This window comes from Gillisia sp. JM1, assembly GCF_000424645.1.
Classification (GTDB): Bacteria; Bacteroidota; Bacteroidia; order Flavobacteriales; family Flavobacteriaceae; genus Gillisia.
Window position 1 is genome coordinate 1,263,145 of the sequence record NZ_KE384218.1, and the last position, 16,435, is coordinate 1,279,579.

Annotated in this window: 15 protein-coding genes; 5 read left to right on the top strand and 10 right to left on the bottom strand. The window is 35.7% G+C overall.

The annotated features are described in order from the left end of the window. Nucleotides 1–72: 72 nt before the first annotated feature. From leuB to H033_RS19870, 4 genes are all read right to left on the bottom strand, one after another. Nucleotides 73–1,188, bottom strand: coding sequence for a 3-isopropylmalate dehydrogenase (gene leuB / locus H033_RS0108945; RefSeq protein ID WP_026838011.1), 1,116 nt, complete (start codon nucleotides 1,186–1,188; stop codon nucleotides 73–75). Between the two features lie 351 nt (nucleotides 1,189–1,539). Beyond that, entirely contained in the window at nucleotides 1,540–2,133 is a 594-nt protein-coding gene (gene leuD, locus H033_RS0108950) for a 3-isopropylmalate dehydratase small subunit (RefSeq protein ID WP_026838012.1), read from the bottom strand. Further along, nucleotides 2,134–3,516: a 3-isopropylmalate dehydratase large subunit gene (gene leuC, locus H033_RS0108955; RefSeq protein ID WP_026838013.1), complete on the bottom strand. Its 1,383-nt coding sequence runs from the start codon at nucleotides 3,514–3,516 to the stop codon at nucleotides 2,134–2,136. Beyond that, on the bottom strand, nucleotides 3,516–4,688 hold the full coding sequence (locus H033_RS19870; RefSeq protein ID WP_081661826.1) for a 2-isopropylmalate synthase: 1,173 nt from the start codon (nucleotides 4,686–4,688) through the stop codon (nucleotides 3,516–3,518). The genes leuC and H033_RS19870 overlap by 1 nt, the downstream gene beginning before the upstream one ends. A gap of 147 nt (nucleotides 4,689–4,835) precedes the next feature. Between H033_RS19870 and H033_RS0108965 the strand changes: the two genes are divergently transcribed. Further along, nucleotides 4,836–6,386 carry a hypothetical protein gene (locus H033_RS0108965; RefSeq protein ID WP_026838014.1) on the top strand — a complete coding sequence of 517 codons (1,551 nt, stop codon included), beginning with the start codon at nucleotides 4,836–4,838 and terminating at the stop codon, nucleotides 6,384–6,386. A 33-nt stretch (nucleotides 6,387–6,419) separates the two neighbouring features. On the opposite strand, the gene H033_RS0108970 is transcribed toward H033_RS0108965, so the two are convergent. Then, entirely contained in the window at nucleotides 6,420–7,799 is a 1,380-nt protein-coding gene (locus tag H033_RS0108970) for an aldehyde dehydrogenase (protein ID WP_026838015.1), read from the bottom strand. Between the two features lie 648 nt (nucleotides 7,800–8,447). Between H033_RS0108970 and H033_RS0108980 the strand changes: the two genes are divergently transcribed. Beyond that, the gene (locus tag H033_RS0108980) at nucleotides 8,448–9,338 is read left to right on the top strand and encodes a DMT family transporter (protein ID WP_026838016.1); all 891 of its coding nucleotides are present in this window, start codon (nucleotides 8,448–8,450) and stop codon (nucleotides 9,336–9,338) included. A gap of 11 nt (nucleotides 9,339–9,349) precedes the next feature. Here the strand turns inward: H033_RS0108980 and H033_RS0108985 are convergent, their stop codons facing one another. The 3 genes from H033_RS0108985 to panB form a co-directional block, all read right to left on the bottom strand. Further along, nucleotides 9,350–10,195, bottom strand: a complete 846-nt coding sequence (locus H033_RS0108985) for a neutral zinc metallopeptidase (RefSeq protein WP_026838017.1) — start codon at nucleotides 10,193–10,195, stop codon at nucleotides 9,350–9,352. A gap of 39 nt (nucleotides 10,196–10,234) precedes the next feature. Continuing rightward, complete coding sequence (locus H033_RS0108990; RefSeq protein WP_026838018.1) at nucleotides 10,235–10,942, bottom strand: RluA family pseudouridine synthase; 708 nt, start codon at nucleotides 10,940–10,942, stop codon at nucleotides 10,235–10,237. Between the two features lie 126 nt (nucleotides 10,943–11,068). Next, nucleotides 11,069–11,887 carry a 3-methyl-2-oxobutanoate hydroxymethyltransferase gene (gene panB, locus H033_RS0108995; RefSeq protein WP_026838019.1) on the bottom strand — a complete coding sequence of 273 codons (819 nt, stop codon included), beginning with the start codon at nucleotides 11,885–11,887 and terminating at the stop codon, nucleotides 11,069–11,071. 61 nt (nucleotides 11,888–11,948) lie between these two features. On the opposite strand from panB, the gene H033_RS0109000 reads away from it, so the two are divergent. Continuing rightward, nucleotides 11,949–12,413: a 3-methyl-2-oxobutanoate hydroxymethyltransferase gene (locus tag H033_RS0109000; protein WP_026838020.1), complete on the top strand. Its 465-nt coding sequence runs from the start codon at nucleotides 11,949–11,951 to the stop codon at nucleotides 12,411–12,413. 10 nt (nucleotides 12,414–12,423) lie between these two features. On the opposite strand, the gene H033_RS0109005 is transcribed toward H033_RS0109000, so the two are convergent. Next, entirely contained in the window at nucleotides 12,424–13,044 is a 621-nt protein-coding gene (locus tag H033_RS0109005) for a CPBP family intramembrane glutamic endopeptidase (protein ID WP_034886335.1), read from the bottom strand. 121 nt (nucleotides 13,045–13,165) lie between these two features. Next, a complete protein-coding gene (locus H033_RS0109010; RefSeq protein WP_026838022.1) occupies nucleotides 13,166–14,599 on the bottom strand; it encodes an L-serine ammonia-lyase in 1,434 nt (477 codons plus the stop codon). Nucleotides 14,600–14,727: 128 nt separating this feature from the next. Between H033_RS0109010 and H033_RS0109015 the strand changes: the two genes are divergently transcribed. Together H033_RS0109015 and H033_RS0109020 are read left to right on the top strand one after the other, a co-directional pair. Next, entirely contained in the window at nucleotides 14,728–15,093 is a 366-nt protein-coding gene (locus H033_RS0109015) for a S24 family peptidase (RefSeq protein WP_026838023.1), read from the top strand. Continuing rightward, nucleotides 15,093–16,367, top strand: a complete 1,275-nt coding sequence (locus H033_RS0109020) for a Y-family DNA polymerase (RefSeq protein ID WP_026838024.1) — start codon at nucleotides 15,093–15,095, stop codon at nucleotides 16,365–16,367. The genes H033_RS0109015 and H033_RS0109020 overlap by 1 nt, the downstream gene beginning before the upstream one ends. The last annotated feature ends 68 nt before the right edge of the window (nucleotides 16,368–16,435 follow it).

The following is a 16,435-nucleotide window of genomic DNA, read 5'->3' on the forward strand; positions in this document are numbered from 1 at the left end:
ACAGGGTGACGAGACGATTTACTACATTTCTGGAATTAAATCGGATATACATTTTCAAACTAAAACAAATTATTAGATAATGGTCATCTGACCTAGATTTAGATTTTCGTTATTGATATTATAATTATCTACCTCGCTTATAAGACCATCTAAAAAATCTCCTACCTTTTCAGTAGAGTAGTGATATTCATTATTGATATCTTGGGTACAAATATTCAGATTAATACTAATTTTTACCGCATCTTTAATAGCTTTAGCTTCTTCGGTTAGGTGGAAATGATCCAGTAACATAGCTGCCGAGAGAATGGCTGCCAATGGATTTGCTATTCCCTTGCCGGTTGCATCAGGGTAAGACCCATGAATAGGTTCGAATAAGGCATTTTTCTTGCCAACCGATGCCGACGCTAACAGTCCGATACTTCCTGAAATCACACTGGCTTCGTCAGATAGAATATCACCGAATAAATTCTCGGTAAGGATTACATCAAATTGTTTGGGATTTAAGATCATTTGCATGGCTGCATTGTCTACAAACAGGAAATCAAGTTGAATATCTGGGTATTGTTTGGCAATTGCAGTTACCGTTTTCCTCCAAAGCCTGGAAGTTTCCAATACATTGGCTTTATCTACTAAGGTTATTTTTTTACGGCGTTTTTGAGCTGCTTTAAATGCCAGGTGAGCAATTTTTTCAATTTCCATAACAGAGTAGCTGCAAACATCTGTGGCACTGGTACCTTCTTCATTTAAACTTTTCTCGCCAAAATAAATGCCACCGGTTAACTCCCGATAGATCACCATATCTACCCCTTCGATCCGCTCGCGGCGTAAAGGGGACAAGTCTATTAATTTTGAATAAGTGGTTACCGGTCGGATATTTGCAAATAATCCCAATTCTTTTCTCAACCTAAGTAAACCTTGTTCTGGCCTTATTTTGGCGCTGGGATCATTGTCATATTTTGGATGCCCAATGGCCCCAAATAATACAGCATCAGATTCCTTGCAAAGATCTAAGGTAGCTTCTGGTAATGGATTGTTAAATTGATCTATAGCTGTTGCTCCCACTGAGGCTTTTTCAAAGTGAAAATCATGATCAAATCTGTCCGCTATAGACTTTAATATTTTAACTGCTTGTTCTGTTATTTCTGGACCTATCCCGTCTCCGGGCAATACTGCTATTTTTAGTTTCATCTTAATTGATTTTTTTTCTGGAAATACTTTTTCTTTTCTTATTTATTTTTTAATCCTCGTACATCGTTATAGGTACGATGACCAATTATTCTCTTTGAAATGATCACATTAGCCTATTCTTATAACCTTAGGTACGAAACAACATTTCTATTTGTCATCCCGACATAAGGAGGGATCTCTTTTAAACTTTAATCCTTCTTCTTTGAGATTCTTCAATCCGCTACGCTATTTTCAGAATGACAATTGAAACAGAATGAGGTAAATTATCTAGTATATATTAGTTGAAAACTACTCACTCTAAAAATATAAAAGGATAATCAATTTAGTTTAAATTGTCTCCCGTTAAGACTTTTAGAACTGGAATGTTTTTTCTTCAAATTTTTGAATGGCTTCTTTTCGGCTCACTAAAAAGTCAATGTCATCATAGCCATTTATCATGCAATTCTTCTTATAAGGATCTATTTCAAATTTTTCTGATACTCCTGTACTTGTAATCTTTATGAGCTGATTTTCCAGATCTACATGAAGTTTTTCTGAAGGATCTATGTTGATAGCTGTAAATATCTTTTTAAGAAATCCTGGGCTTACCTGTAAAGGGAGCAAGCCATTATTCAACGAATTTCCTTTAAAAATATCTGCAAAATAACTGGAAATAATTACCTTAAAACCATAAGCTTTCAATGCCCAAGCCGCATGCTCCCTACTGGAACCACAACCAAAATTATTTCCAGCAACCAAAATGGAACCCTTATATTTTTTATTATTCAAATTAAATTCTGAATTAGGATTCCCGGCTTCGTCGAACCTCCAATCTTGAAATAGATTCTCACCAAAGCCTTCTTTATCTGTAGCCTTTAAAAATCTGGCAGGTATAATTTGGTCAGTATCTATATTTTCAATCTCTAGTGGAACCGCAGTGTCTGTAAGACTTATAAATTTTTCCATCTAGTTTAAATTTTGAGTAAAGTTTGTAATTTTCCCTGCAATTGCTGTAGCAGCAGCGGTAAGTGGACTAGCTAATAGCGTTCTGGAACCTTGGCCCTGTCTGCCTTCAAAATTCCGGTTACTTGTGGAAACACAATATTCCCCAGCTGGGATCTTATCGTCATTCATTGCGAGGCATGCAGAACATCCTGGTTGGCGTAAGGAAAAACCAGCTTCTTCAAAAATAAGTTGTAAACCTTCTGCCTTTATCTGTTCTGCTACTTGCCTTGAACCGGGAACTATAAGAGCGTTTACATTAGCCGCTTTTTGTTTTCCTTTAATATAACTTGCTGCAGTGCGGAAATCTTCAATTCTGGAATTGGTGCAACTACCAATAAAAATATAATTAATAGGTTTGTCAATTAATGATTCTCCTTCTTTAAAACCCATATATTCCAATGCTTTTTCATCGCTTTTCCCTGTGTTCTTAGGGATTGGATCACTTAGTTTAATCCCCATTCCGGGATTTGTACCATAAGTGATCATTGGTTCTATATCGGATGCATCAAAAGAATATTCCTGATCAAACTTAGCTCCTTCCTCGGTTTTAAGGGTTTTCCAATATACTTTCATCATCTCAAAATCTTCTCCTTTAGGAGCGAATTCCTTTCCTTCTAAATAATCGAAGGTAGTTTCATCTGGAGCTATTAGTCCACCTCGGGCTCCCATTTCAATACTCATATTACATACTGTCATCCTGCCCTCCATAGACATATCCTCAAAAACATTTCCTGCATACTCACAGAAATATCCAGTTCCTGAGTTAGTTCCTAATTGGCTGATAATGTATAATATCACATCTTTTGGAAGCACTCCGTACCTTAATTCTCCATTAACATTAACCCTGAGCTTCTTTGGCTTATCCACTAATAGACACTGACTAGCAAATACTTGCGCTACTTGGCTTGTCCCAATACCAAAGGCAATGGTACCAAATGCTCCATGAGTAGAGGTGTGGCTATCTCCACAAACAAGGGTCATTCCAGGCTGGGTTATTCCCAATTCTGGTGCCATTACATGAACTATCCCATTATAAGGATGACCTAAGCCATAAAGCGTTATGTTGTTATCTTCACAGTTCTTAGTAAGTTGTTTGAGTTGATTTCTCGACAGAAGATCCTTTATTGGTAAATGCTGATTTTCTGTTGGAGTATTATGATCGGCTGTGGCAACAATTTGCTTAGGCCTTAAAATAGAGATACCCCTTTCTTTTAATTCGTTAAATGCCTGAGGACTAGTTACCTCATGAATAAGATGTTTGTCTATATATAAAATATCCGGACCTGCAGGTATGGATTCTACCACGTGCGCATCCCAGATTTTATCAAAAAGTGTTTTTTTCATTAGGCAATAGCTCTGTTTCTTTTTCTGGACAAATCCATAATAACATGAATGTCATTATCCTCGACTTCTTTTCTATGGTCAGCAAAGTTTAAAAACTCAATGTAGACCGTGTCTAATTGAAGTTTAGTTAATTCATAACCCATTTTCTTTGCTCTATAAGCCAAAGCGGCTCTTCCGCTTCTTGCGGTAAGTATAATAGCCGATTCTGTTACACCTACATCTGCAGGATCTATAATTTCATAGGTTGCTTTATTTTTTATCATCCCGTCCTGGTGAATCCCAGAACTGTGGGCAAATGCATTTGCTCCTACAATAGCTTTGTTTGGTTGGACTAGCATTCCCATTTCTTGAGAAACCATTTTACTGGTACCATACAGTAATTTTGAATTAATATTGGTATTTAGATTTAAACTAGGATGTTGTCTTAAGATCATCACCACCTCCTCTAAGGCTGTGTTTCCTGCACGCTCTCCAATCCCGTTAATGGTACATTCAATTTGTCTGGCACCGTTAGCCACACCTGCAATTGCATTGGCAGTAGCCATTCCCAGGTCGTTATGGCAGTGACAGGAAAGTCTTACCTTATGAATCCCTGTTACATTTTCTTTTAAATATTTAATTTTCTGACCATACTCTTCAGGAAGACAGTATCCTGTAGTATCCGGAATATTTAAAACTGTAGCTCCAGCCTTAACTGCAGCCGTACAAACTTTTGCAAGAAATTCATTATCTGTTCTCCCGGCATCTTCAGCATAGAATTCGACATCCTCTACAAAAGTTTTGGCATAAGAAACAGCCATAATTGCTCTTTCAATGATCTCCTCTCGTGTGGAATTGAACTTGTATTTTATATGAGAATCTGAAGTCCCAATCCCAGTATGAATTCTAGGATATTTAGCATATTTTAATGCTTCAGCAGCAACTTCGATATCATTTTTAACTGCGCGTGTAAGTCCACACACAACGGCATTTTTAATTATTTTTGATATTTCAGAAACCGATTTAAAATCCCCCGGACTGGAAACTGGAAAACCAGCTTCAATCACATCCACTCCAAGTTCATCGAGTCGTGCGGCAATTTTTAATTTTTGAACTGTATTTAATTTACAACCAGGCACTTGTTCTCCATCTCGTAATGTTGTGTCAAAAATTTCTACCTTTTCCGTACTCATATCAGATTTATTTTGCTTTATCTTTAACTAAAGTAGCAGATACATCTTCACTTGATAGATTAAAACACCGAGTAATTACGACAATTGATTTAAAATAAGGAAGTTAATTATGCTGATAATCAATACGTTGAAAACATAATCGTTACAATGACCAATGACTTAACCGACAATCTTTTTACCCTTATAAAGTCTCTTTCCTCTTCTGAAAAAAGGCAATTTTCATTATATGTGGGAAGAATAGGCGTAAATACAGATAGTAAATTCCTTAAATTATTTAAGGTTATGGCGAAGCAATCTCAATATAACGAGAAGTTAATCCTTGAGCATACCAACATTAGTAAGTTGCAATTATCCAATGTTAAAGCTCACCTTTATAAACAAATCCTTGTAAGTCTTCGACTGAATCCTGCACATCAGAGTATCCCGGTGCAAATTAGAGAACAACTGGATTTTGCACTTATTTTATATAGAAAAGGCTTATATAATCAGAGTTTAAAATTGCTTGATAAAGTAAAGGTGGTTGCTTTATACAACGAAGAAAAAAATGTAGCCTATGAAATCCTGGAATGGGAAAAAATAATTGAGTCTCAATATATTACCCGTAGTATTCAAAACCGAGCTGAGAGTTTAATAAAACAAACCGAGCAACTTAGTAGGCTGAATGTTTTGGCAAGTAGGTTGTCCAATCTATCCCTACAATTATATGGTATTTTATTAAAAATGGGCTATGCTCGTACCGAAGAAGAAACAACCGGTATCAGGGAGATTTTTCAGGAAAATCTCCCTGAATACAGTTTTAATGAGATGGGTTTTCGAGAAAAACTTTTGCTTTACAAGGCATTTTTGTGGTATAGTTTTCTAACTCAGAATTTTTTATCTAGTTATCGTTACTCCTTAAAATGGATAGATTTATTTAATGAAAATCCACATATGGTATCCTTGCATCCGGTATCCTATTTAAAAGGGAATCATTATTTATTAGAATCATTATTTTATCTGAACCATGTAGAAATTTTTGAAAAAGTACTTCTAGATCTAGAAGCTACAATTAAAGACCCTAAGATTCCAGATGATGATAATATTGCTGCTCTTTCCTTTTTATATATCTATTCAAATAAATTGAATTTAAGGTTTATGACGGGTGATTTTGGAGGAGGGGAATTATTGATAGATAAAATCCAGAAAAAAATAAAGAAATATGAGGATAGGTTAGATGGCCATCATATTATGGTTTTTTATTATAAAATAGCTAGCCTGCACTTTGGGAATGGTGAAAATAAAAAATGTATTGAATTTTTGAAGAAAATTATAAATAACACGGCTCTCGAAATGCGGGAAGATTTAATGTGTTTTTCAAGAATATTGAACCTTGTAGCCCATTATGAAGCCGGATTGGACTATCATTTGGAAAGATTAATACGTTCTACGTATAAGTTTTTAATTCGAATGAATGATATGCATGAAGTGCAGAAAGAGATGATTAAATTCTTAAGAAGATTGCCAGATGTTTCTCCATTAAATATTAAAGAGGAATTTAGGAATCTTCATACTACTTTAAAACAATTCGAAAACCATCCCTACGAAAGAAGGGCCTTTTTATATCTAGATATCCTATCGTGGCTGGAGAGCAAAATTGAGAACAGACCCGTCGCAGATATTTTAAAAGAAAAAACTTCCTTGCGTCCTCGCACTATTTAAAGAAATTGAATTCTTTCTTTAAAAGTTCGTTTATTAAAATTTCTTCATAAGTTTACCTATTAAACTTACTTTATCACCGTAAGGTGCATATCTAAGGGGAACATCTAACCATGTTCCCCTTTTTGAAATACTTTTTTTATGGGAAAATGTATCGAAAGAATGTTTGCCATGATAAGCTCCATTCCCACTAGTTCCAACGCCTCCAAATGGCAGATTTTTATTAACTATCTGAATTACCACATCATTTATTGCTCCACCACCAAAACTGTAGGACTTTAATATTTTTTCTGAAAAGCTCTTGTCTTCAGAAAACACATATAAGGCAAGAGGCTTGGAATAGTTAGCAATAATATCAGCCATATTTTCTTCGGAAGAAAAACTTAAAACCGGAAGGATAGGACCAAATATCTCATCCTCCATCACCTTGCTAGTCAATTTAGGTTCATCTATTAAAGTTGGAGCGATATATAATTTTTCTCTATTTGTTTCACCACCAATTTGACAGTTTTCACCCTCCAGCATTTCTGCTAATCGGTCAAAATTCTTTTCATTGATTATCCGCGCATAATCTGGAGATTCCTTAGGATTGATTCCGTAAGCTGCTGTGATCTCCTTTTGAACTGCATCTATAAAATCCTTTTTTATAGAAGAATCGATCAGAATATAATCTGGCGCAATGCAGGTTTGGCCTCCGTTTAAAAATTTACCCCAAACAATTCGCTTTGCTGCAAGTTGTACTTTAGCCGATTTATGGATGATGCAAGGATTTTTTCCACCTAATTCTAAGGTAGAAGGAGTGAGGTGAGGTGCGATCGCTTTTGCAACTATTTTCCCAACAGGAACACTTCCAGTAAAGAAAACATAGTCCCATTTTTCTTCCAATAATGCTTCAGAAACCGGCACTCCTCCTTGTACTACAGCTACGATTTCGGTTGGAAAAACCTTTGCCAAAATATCTGCTAATATTTGAGAGGTGTTTGGTGCTAATTCACTGGGCTTTAAAACTACCGTGTTTCCTGCAGCAATTGCTCCCATTAAGGGTGAGATGGCTAATTGAAAAGGATAGTTCCAAGGGGCAATGATCAAACAGGCTCCGTAAGGTTCAGAATAGATATAATCTGAAGAAGGGAAATTTATTAAAGAACTGGAAACCTTTTTGGGTTTAGACCAGCCTTTCAACTTTTTAATTATATAGTCAAGCTCACTTATAACAAAAGCAGTTTCGCTTAAAACACTTTCAAATTCAGGTTTTTTGAAATCCTGAAACAGTGCCTCGCATATTTCAGATTCGTGCTCTTCAATAACCGATTTAAGCAATTTTAATTTTTCGATCCTGAACCCTACATCAAGGAGCTTTCCTTCTTTGAAGAAGGATCTTTGGGAAATTAACACACTACTTATATTGTGATTCATAATAAATTAATTAGGTAGAATATCTTAAAGGAACATCTATTGAGGTAATATAGGTATTACTTGCAAATTTTTCAATCAACTTACCCAAAATTAAGAAAGCATTATAACTCAAAAGAAAAATTCATTCAATGGGTTTTATATATGTATTTGTATAAATTAAGGAAATAGAAAAATCACTATCATCGAGAGTTTTTCTAAATTTTAGGAAAGTGGTTTACAAGCATTATTAATGGGAAATTGTTCTCCTTGCCTAAGTAAAACAAGTCCATTGTTTTTAGTCTAAAATCTTAAACCCATTGTCTCTTATTATCTGGCCCTTCATTTATTTTGCTATGCTTTCCTCTCGCTTCGTTCGTCGGAAGCAATCAGAAACGAAGCAAAGAACCCGCCTGAACATTTCGGGCAGGAAAGACGCCTTTTTGAGGAATTTTTTGGCAAAAAAAGCCAAAAACCATGCAGAAATTCACGCGGAACAACGATTAAAAAAATCGTCGCTCCTGAATCTCGGGAATTTCTACATATATTCTACAAAAAAGGATTGAAAAAATAACTTCAGGAAATTAGTGAGAAAAAATACCAATACAAGATTAATCTCTACAAGTAAAGAAAGTTCCTTTAAAAATTGCATTTTGCTCCATATTTCAAAACTTGGCTGAAAAGAACTCACAATATTCGAAAATACTGGAACTTAATCTCGCCGTGCTTTTTATTAGCACCTCGGGAGTATTGGGAAGATATATAACGTTAAACCCTTTTATAACTATATTTTACAGAACATTATTAGCGGCAATACTATTTTATCTATTCTGTAGATTTAAAAAATTAGATCTTCGAATTTCTAATAAAAGAGATGTTTTAAAAATTTTATTGTCTGGATTACTAATGGCAGGACATTGGGTGGCTTATTTCTTTGCTCTTCAATATTCTAATGTGGCAATAGGAATCCTTTCACTTTTTACGTATCCTGTAGTTACCGTATTTTTAGAACCATTAATTTTAAAAACCAAATTCAGTAAGGTTCATTTAGCATTAGGGGTATTGGTATTATTCGGAGTCTATTTTTTGGTACCGGAAATCAGTTTTCAAAATAATTATACTATTGCGGTTTTGCTGGGAATATTATCTGGAATATTCTACGCGCTCCGAAATATTTTAATGAAGCAGGAAATTGAGAAGTATAATGGTTCTGTTTTAATGATGTACCAAATAGTAGTGGTGGCGGTGGTTCTTTCACCAGTGCTGTTTTTCAGTGATTTTAATGAGGTAATATTACAATGGGCGCCTCTTTTAACGCTAGCAATTGTTACTACCTGCATAGGCCATACACTTTTCTTGCTGAGTCTAAGGAATTTTTCAACTACCGCGGCCAGCATTATGAGTAGTGCTCAGCCTTTATACGCTATAATTTTAGGGATACTATTTCTTTCTGAATATCCTAGCTTAAAAACGATCATAGGAGGTGTGCTTATTATAAGCGCAGTTATAATAGAAAGTATCAGATCCCTTCGGAAAAATGCAGTAGTTGAAGGGATCGATTAAGTATATTGCGATTAATTAAGTCGTCCATTAAAAGTGTCACCCTGTCTAATATCTCCAGAATTATAACCTCTCATAAACCACTCTATTCGTTGTTTAGAAGTTCCATGTGTAAAAGCATCTGGAACCACTCTCCCGGAAGTACGCTTCTGGATAGCGTCGTCTCCTACAGCACTCGCAGCGCTCATAGCTTCCTGAATATCCCCTTCTTCCAAATACTCTTTATTATGATAGGCCCATACGCCAGCATAGAAATCGGCTTGTAATTCTAAAGCTACAGATAGTTGATTTGCAGCCGTCTGATTCTGTTCTTGTTGAAGCTGTCTTACCTTCCCGGAAGTTCCGAGTATGGTTTGAACATGATGCCCAACTTCATGGGCAATAACATAAGCAATGGCAAAGTCACCACCTTGTGCTCCAAATCGAGTTCTCAACTCTTCGAAAAAGGAAAGATCCATGTATACTTTTTGATCTGCCGGGCAATAAAAAGGTCCTGATGCGGCAGAAGCTCCGCCGCAAGCTGTCCTTACACCATCTGTAAAGAGAACCAATCCTGGTTCCTGATAATTCATGTTATTTTCTGAAAATATCTTATTCCAAATATCTTCGGTATCTGCAAGAACAGTTTCAGTAAATTCACCTAATTCAATTTCGTCAGCAGTTAATTCTCTAGATTCAGTTGTTGCTGGAACTTGATTTTCTAGTTGCTGAAGAGTTTCAGAAATATCTCCACCAGAAAAGAGCTGAATTGCTAAAAAAATGAGCCCTATAATTCCACCGCCAACAGCTACTTTTCCACCGGTAGATGATCCTCTTCTGTCCTCTACATTTGAGCTTTGTCTCCTACCTTTCCATTTCATGGTTTTTATTTAAAAGTAATATTTATAATGTTAAGCTATTTATAAAATATTTATCGCGTTCCAAATCGGATCGTTTGGTACTGGGGCCACTAAGTTTAACTCCAGATCTTTCACTGGATGTTTAAAAGATAATTTACGGGCATGCAAGGATATACTAGCGTCTTTATTACTCCTGTCGAATCCATACTTAAGATCTCCTTTAATTGGAGATCCTATAACAGATAATTGACTTCTTATTTGATGGTGTCTTCCTGTATGCAATGCGATTTCTAAAAGAAAATAATTATCCAACTTCTGGATGATTTTATAATCTAAGATGGCTTTTTTACTCTCTGGCACTTCTTTAATATGAGCGTAAGATTTATTCTGTTTGGGATTTCTTTTTAAGTAATGTATAAGAGTATCTTCTTCCTTAGGAGGCATATTTTTCACAAGTGCCCAATAGGTTTTCTGTGCATCCCGATCCTTAAATAATTGATTTAATCTAGGCAGCGCTTTAGAAGTTCTGGCAAAGATCACAATGCCACTGGTGGGTCTGTCTAAGCGATGTACAACCCCCAAATACACCTTTCCCGGTTTATCGTATTTGTCCTTTATGTATTCTTTTACATGCTCGCTTAGAGGAGTGTCTCCTGTCTTATCTCCTTGCACAATATCTCCTGGCCTTTTATTGATCACAATTATATGATTATCTTCATATAAGACCTGTAAGTTATGCTTATTGGAAAGAATTTTTTCTGAATTCAAATTCTGGGTATTAGGATTTACTACTAGCCGGATACCGGATTGGGTAGAAATAGTTTTATCTGTTTTTGATGGCTGTTAAACTAGATTGATTCAACATCGTAAATAAATATCAGCCAGAAATAGGATTTAATATTGCTCCTCATCTGTTGGAAAACTTTTACTTTTCACATCATTTTTATAACCTTCAAAAGCTTTTGTCATTTCTCCATGAAGATCTGCATAGCGTCTTAAGAATCTCGGATTAAATTCATGATTCATTCCCAACATATCATGAGTCACCAAAACTTGTCCATCTACGCCATTTCCTGCACCAATACCAATAACTGGAATGCTCACGCTTTCTGCCACTTCTTTAGCAAGTTTTGCCGGCACTTTTTCCAATACCATCGCAAAACAGCCCAATCTTTCTAATAAAAGAGCATCTTCTTTTAATTTTATAGCTTCTTGATCTTCCTTTGCACGTACTGTGTATGTTCCGAATTTATAGATGGATTGTGGCGTAAGTCCTAAATGTCCCATGACGGGAATTCCAGCATTCAGAATCCTTTTGATCGATTCTTTAATTTCTTTTCCACCTTCCATCTTCACTGCGTGTCCACCGCTTTCTTTCATAATTCTAATAGCAGACCTAAGTGCTTCCTTTGGATCACTCTGGTAACTTCCAAAAGGAAGGTCTACAACTACTAATGAACGTTCTATACCTCTCACCACACTAGCTGCATGATAGATCATTTGATCCAAGGTAATAGGAAGGGTTGTTTCGTGCCCCGCCATAACATTACTGGCAGAGTCTCCTACAAGGATCACGTCTATGCCCGCGCCATCTACAATTTGAGCCATGGTATAATCGTATGCAGTTAGCATAGCGATCTTTTCTCCATTGGCTTTCATTTCCACCAACGATTTAACTGTAATCCTTTTGTATTGTTTCTTGGCAACTGACATTAGCTTTTTTTTAGATGAGTAAAAGTAGTAAATTAGAGTTCCACATTCAAAACTTAGAATCATGAAGAAATATTTAAGTGTTCTTATTTTTTTTATTGGTTTTATAGGCACTGCACAAGAAACCATAGATGAGGTTTCAGCAAAGACCTTAATAGAAGATTTTTTTATTGCTTTTCATAAGCAAGACACCACGGCACTTAGGGCAATGGCAGACCCAATGGTACAAATGCATTCTATAAGTGTTAAAGAGGGAGCAGATTCAGATTTGGTTACCACAGATTATTCTAACTTTTTGAAAGCGATCTATGCCATTCCAAAAAATACAGAATTTCAGGAAAAGATACATTCCTATAAAGTTCAGGTAGATGGGCCAATGGCAAATGTTTCTACTCCCTACTCATTTTATGTAAATGGGGAGCTAAGTCATTGTGGGGTGAATACTTTTCAGTTATTCAAGAAAAAAGATGCTTGGAAGATTGTTTATGTTATAGACACGCGAACTAAGAAAGGCTGTATTTCAGAATAAAAATTGGAATTTAAATCATTCTAGGAATTAGAAACACTAATACAGTTGCATTGTTCATGGCATGCATCGCAATAGGCCAAATCATACTTCTATTTTCAATTTTTACTTTTCCAAAGTAAAAACCGGCTATAATTCTTGGAACTATCATTAAGAATAATAGAAAATCTAAACGAAAACCATCTACATAATTGGAGATATGAACCAAGCCAAAAATAACTGCAGTGATCATCCAGATGGATATATAATTCCTGTTTAAAAAACTACATGCTTTATACTGAAATGCTCTTGGAATTAATTCTTTCAGAAAAAAATAGATCAAAGTGATAAAGAGTAGTAGAAAACCAAATTTTAATGTCCAATGAACATCTACTGGAATAATAATTGCGGCCCCCACAAGGATCCAGCTGCAAAGAAAAAAAATAAATTCATTAGGCGAGGGTTTAATAAGGGTCCTGAACATTCCCTCCTCCAAAACAGGAGCTATAACAACTGCCAATAAAACAAATTTCCATGGATTTTCAGACATTAAGGCATTAAGGTCTGATTGCTGATATTTTATAAAATCTAAATTCGGAAAAACTGCTTGAAGTATTCCCAGTAAGGCAAAAAATGCAAAGTAAGAACCTAGCATCCAGCCATAATTTCGGAACAGATTTTTGATTTTAAATAATGTAATATGGCTTGCTTTAAACAATATGGTAGTGCTAATAGAAATTAAAGTTAGGATAATTTACCAAGAGTTCCTTTTAAAATTAACAGTCACTCAAATTCACTCTTACTGCCAGTCCACCTTCTGAAGTTTCTTTATATTTAGAATTCATGTCTTTTGCCGTATCCCACATGGTTTCTATCACCTTATCTAAAGGTACTTTTGCTTTTGAAGCATCGCTATCCATTGCAATTTCTGCTGCATTAATAGCTTTAATAGCTCCCATGGCGTTACGTTCTATACAAGGAATTTGCACTAAACCTCCAATAGGATCACAAGTTAAACCTAGATGGTGTTCCATAGCAATTTCACTTGCCATTAAAACTTGCGCTGGAGTTCCACCCATAGCTTCTGTCAAGGCACCGGCTGCCATAGCCGATGATACCCCAATTTCTGCTTGGCAGCCACCCATGGCCGCAGAGATGGTAGCTCCCTTTTTAAATAAACTTCCTATTTCTCCTGCTACCAGCATAAATCTCTTTACATCCTCGAAAGTAGCCTTATGATTCTCTATTACCATATAATACATGAGCACTGCGGGAACAGTTCCTGCACTACCATTGGTTGGAGCGGTTACTACTCTTCCTAAAGAAGCATTTACCTCATTCACGCTTATAGCAAAACAACTCACCCATTTAAGGATCTGTCTAAATTTCACCTCAGTATTTCTAATGGTTTCCAGCCATTCTTGCGGAGAATTATAAGTTGCTTCGCCTAATAAACGTTTGTTCATGTCGAAAGCACGGCGATGCACATTGAGCCCTCCAGGAAGTCTACCTTCTGTATGACAACCTATGTACATAGACTCTAGCATAACATCCCAAATTTCTTTTAGCCCCTGGTGAATTTCTTCTGGAGAGCGTAAGGATTTTTCATTTTCCATCACTATTTCTGAAATGCATTTATTTTCTGCATTGCAGTAAGCCAGAAGTTCTGTCGCTTTCTCTATTTGAAAGGGAAATTCCTGAAAGCTCTTCATTTTTTTTGAAGCATTTTTTCGCTCTTCTTTCACTACAAAACCTCCGCCTATAGAATAATAAGAAGAGGAGGTTTTCTTTCCGTTATTTAAGGTCGCTCTAAAAGTGAGTCCGTTAGGATGGAAAGGCAGGAATTTTCTATTGAATTTGATTTGTGTCTCTGGATCAAAATGAATGGCGTTCTCTCCATTTAAAATGATAGATTTTGTGGTTTTAATATTGAAGATCTCCGGGTCTATTTGATCTATTTCCATTTTAACCGGATCGAATCCCGCTAAACCAAGCATTACGGCTAGATCTGTAGCATGACCTTTTCCGGTAAGCGAAAGGGAACCATAAAGATCTATATGAACTGAATCTACCTCTTCAAAACATTTATTGTCCTTGAGTTCCTGGATCCATCGTTGGGCAGCTCGCCAAGGCCCTAAGGTGTGAGAACTGGATGGACCAACCCCCACCTTTAACATGTCAAAAACACTAATACATTCTATTTTTCGCATTTTACTCCAAAATTTACACGCAAAAATAAGGATTTGTTAGTCTAAGGCTTCATTTTTCTGAATATGTTATTAAGAATTTTAAAAGCAAAATTTAAAAATTCAGCTTCAATATTTAGTAATTTTGAGGTATGGATGTGAAAAAAGCAGGAAAAATAGAGAAGTCTAAGAACCGACATGCAGCTGAGGTTTCCAAACAAACAGGATTCCCTAGCCCTGCGACTCACTACCTAGAATCGGGGATAGATTTGAACAAAGAACTTGTAACTAATAGCGATGCTACTTTTTATATTGAAATTGAAGGAAATGGATTAGAAGAACATCGTATTCTAGATGGCGATGTTTTAATTGTAGATCGCTCCAAAAACCCTACACTTTCCAGCATTATAATTATAGTTGATGAGAACGAATTCAAGATTTTAACTAAATCTGATGCAAAAAAAATACCCGATGCAATAATTTGGGGAGTTGTTACCTATGTAATTCATAAAATGTAATGATAGCATTAGTAGATTGTAATAGCTTTTATGCTTCCTGTGAGCAGGTTTTTAGACCAGATTTGCTTGGGAAACCAGTAGTTGTTCTAAGTAATAACGATGGATGTATAATAGCTGCTAATAAAGAGGCAAAAGCGCTTACTAATATCCCAATGTTTGAGCCTGTTTTTAAGATTGAAAAATTGTTGAAAGAAAACAATGTCACTTTTTTTTCATCAAATTATACCCTTTATGGAGAAATGTCACAGCGGGTAATGAATATTTTAATGGATTTTTCTCCTGCTGTAGAAGTTTACAGTATAGATGAGTCCTTTTTAAACCTAGAAGGCATTAAAAATATTGACTACAGAAAATATGGACTCTCTATAAGAAACCGAATTTTAAAAAATACAGGTTTACCAGTAGGAGTAGGTATAGCTCCAACGAAAGTTCTTGCTAAAGTGGCTAATAAGATAGCCAAGAATGCTACCAATCTCAATAATGTATTTGTAATAGATACTGAAGAGAAAAGAGAAAGTGCTTTAAAAAAGACGAATATTAAGGATGTTTGGGGGATTGGGAGAGCTCATGTAAAAACCCTGAACAAGATAAATATTTACACAGCTTTAGATTTCACACAGCTGCCTTCCTCTTGGGTGCTTAAAAATATGAAAATTGTAGGTTTAAGGATATGGCATGAACTTCGGGGTAAATCTTGTCTACAAATAAATGAACTTCCTAAAACAAAAAAAGCAATTGGGACAGCCAAATCTTTTGGAAAAAGAATAGAGAGTTTCGAGATGATTTCTGAAGCATGCGCTTTTTATATTGGGGAAGTAAGCGAAGTTTTAAGGCAACAGAATTCCTGCGCCAGTTTTGTTCATGTTTTTTTACATACAAACTATCATAGTAAATCCGATAAACAATATTCTAATGGGGTAACGCTAACACTTCCTGTTCCTACTAGCGATACTCTTTTGTTGACTTCTTACGCACATGAGGCTTTAAAGAACATATATAAAGCCGGTTATCGCTATAAAAAAGTAGGGGTCAATCTTAGCGGATTAGTGCCCAAGGAATATGTTCAAGTTAATTTGTTTGAGCCAGAGATGCATGCTAACAAAGAGGGACTTTGGGAGGTTATAGATCAACTTAATTTTAAATATGGAAAATCTACTATCCAATCGGCTCATGCTGGATTTTCTGAAAGTCGGAAAGAATGGGAACTTATTAAAGCCCATAGAAGTTCACGCTTTACTACACAGTGGGATGAACTATTAAAGATTTCTACTTGAGGATTTTATTCAAATAATTTTTTTTGCATTAGGGATTGCAGCGATATCCTTTTAATTTTTTTGAGAAA

Bases quoted from the DNA above. Each gene is read 5' to 3' on its own strand.
- leuB (WP_026838011.1), bottom strand. From the start codon at position 1,188: ATGAAACTAAAAATAGCAGTATTGCCCGGAGACGGGATAGGTCCAGAA.
- leuD (WP_026838012.1), bottom strand. From the start codon at position 2,133: ATGGAAAAATTTATAAGTCTTACAGACACTGCGGTTCCACTAGAGATT.
- leuC (WP_026838013.1), bottom strand. From the start codon at position 3,516: ATGAAAAAAACACTTTTTGATAAAATCTGGGATGCGCACGTGGTAGAA.
- H033_RS19870 (WP_081661826.1), bottom strand. From the start codon at position 4,688: ATGAGTACGGAAAAGGTAGAAATTTTTGACACAACATTACGAGATGGA.
- H033_RS0108965 (WP_026838014.1), top strand. From the start codon at position 4,836: ATGACCAATGACTTAACCGACAATCTTTTTACCCTTATAAAGTCTCTT.
- H033_RS0108970 (WP_026838015.1), bottom strand. From the start codon at position 7,799: ATGAATCACAATATAAGTAGTGTGTTAATTTCCCAAAGATCCTTCTTC.
- H033_RS0108985 (WP_026838017.1), bottom strand. From the start codon at position 10,195: ATGAAATGGAAAGGTAGGAGACAAAGCTCAAATGTAGAGGACAGAAGA.
- panB (WP_026838019.1), bottom strand. From the start codon at position 11,887: ATGTCAGTTGCCAAGAAACAATACAAAAGGATTACAGTTAAATCGTTG.
- H033_RS0109000 (WP_026838020.1), top strand. From the start codon at position 11,949: ATGAAGAAATATTTAAGTGTTCTTATTTTTTTTATTGGTTTTATAGGC.
- H033_RS0109005 (WP_034886335.1), bottom strand. From the start codon at position 13,044: ATGCTAGGTTCTTACTTTGCATTTTTTGCCTTACTGGGAATACTTCAA.
- H033_RS0109010 (WP_026838022.1), bottom strand. From the start codon at position 14,599: ATGCGAAAAATAGAATGTATTAGTGTTTTTGACATGTTAAAGGTGGGG.
- H033_RS0109015 (WP_026838023.1), top strand. From the start codon at position 14,728: ATGGATGTGAAAAAAGCAGGAAAAATAGAGAAGTCTAAGAACCGACAT.
- H033_RS0109020 (WP_026838024.1), top strand. From the start codon at position 15,093: ATGATAGCATTAGTAGATTGTAATAGCTTTTATGCTTCCTGTGAGCAG.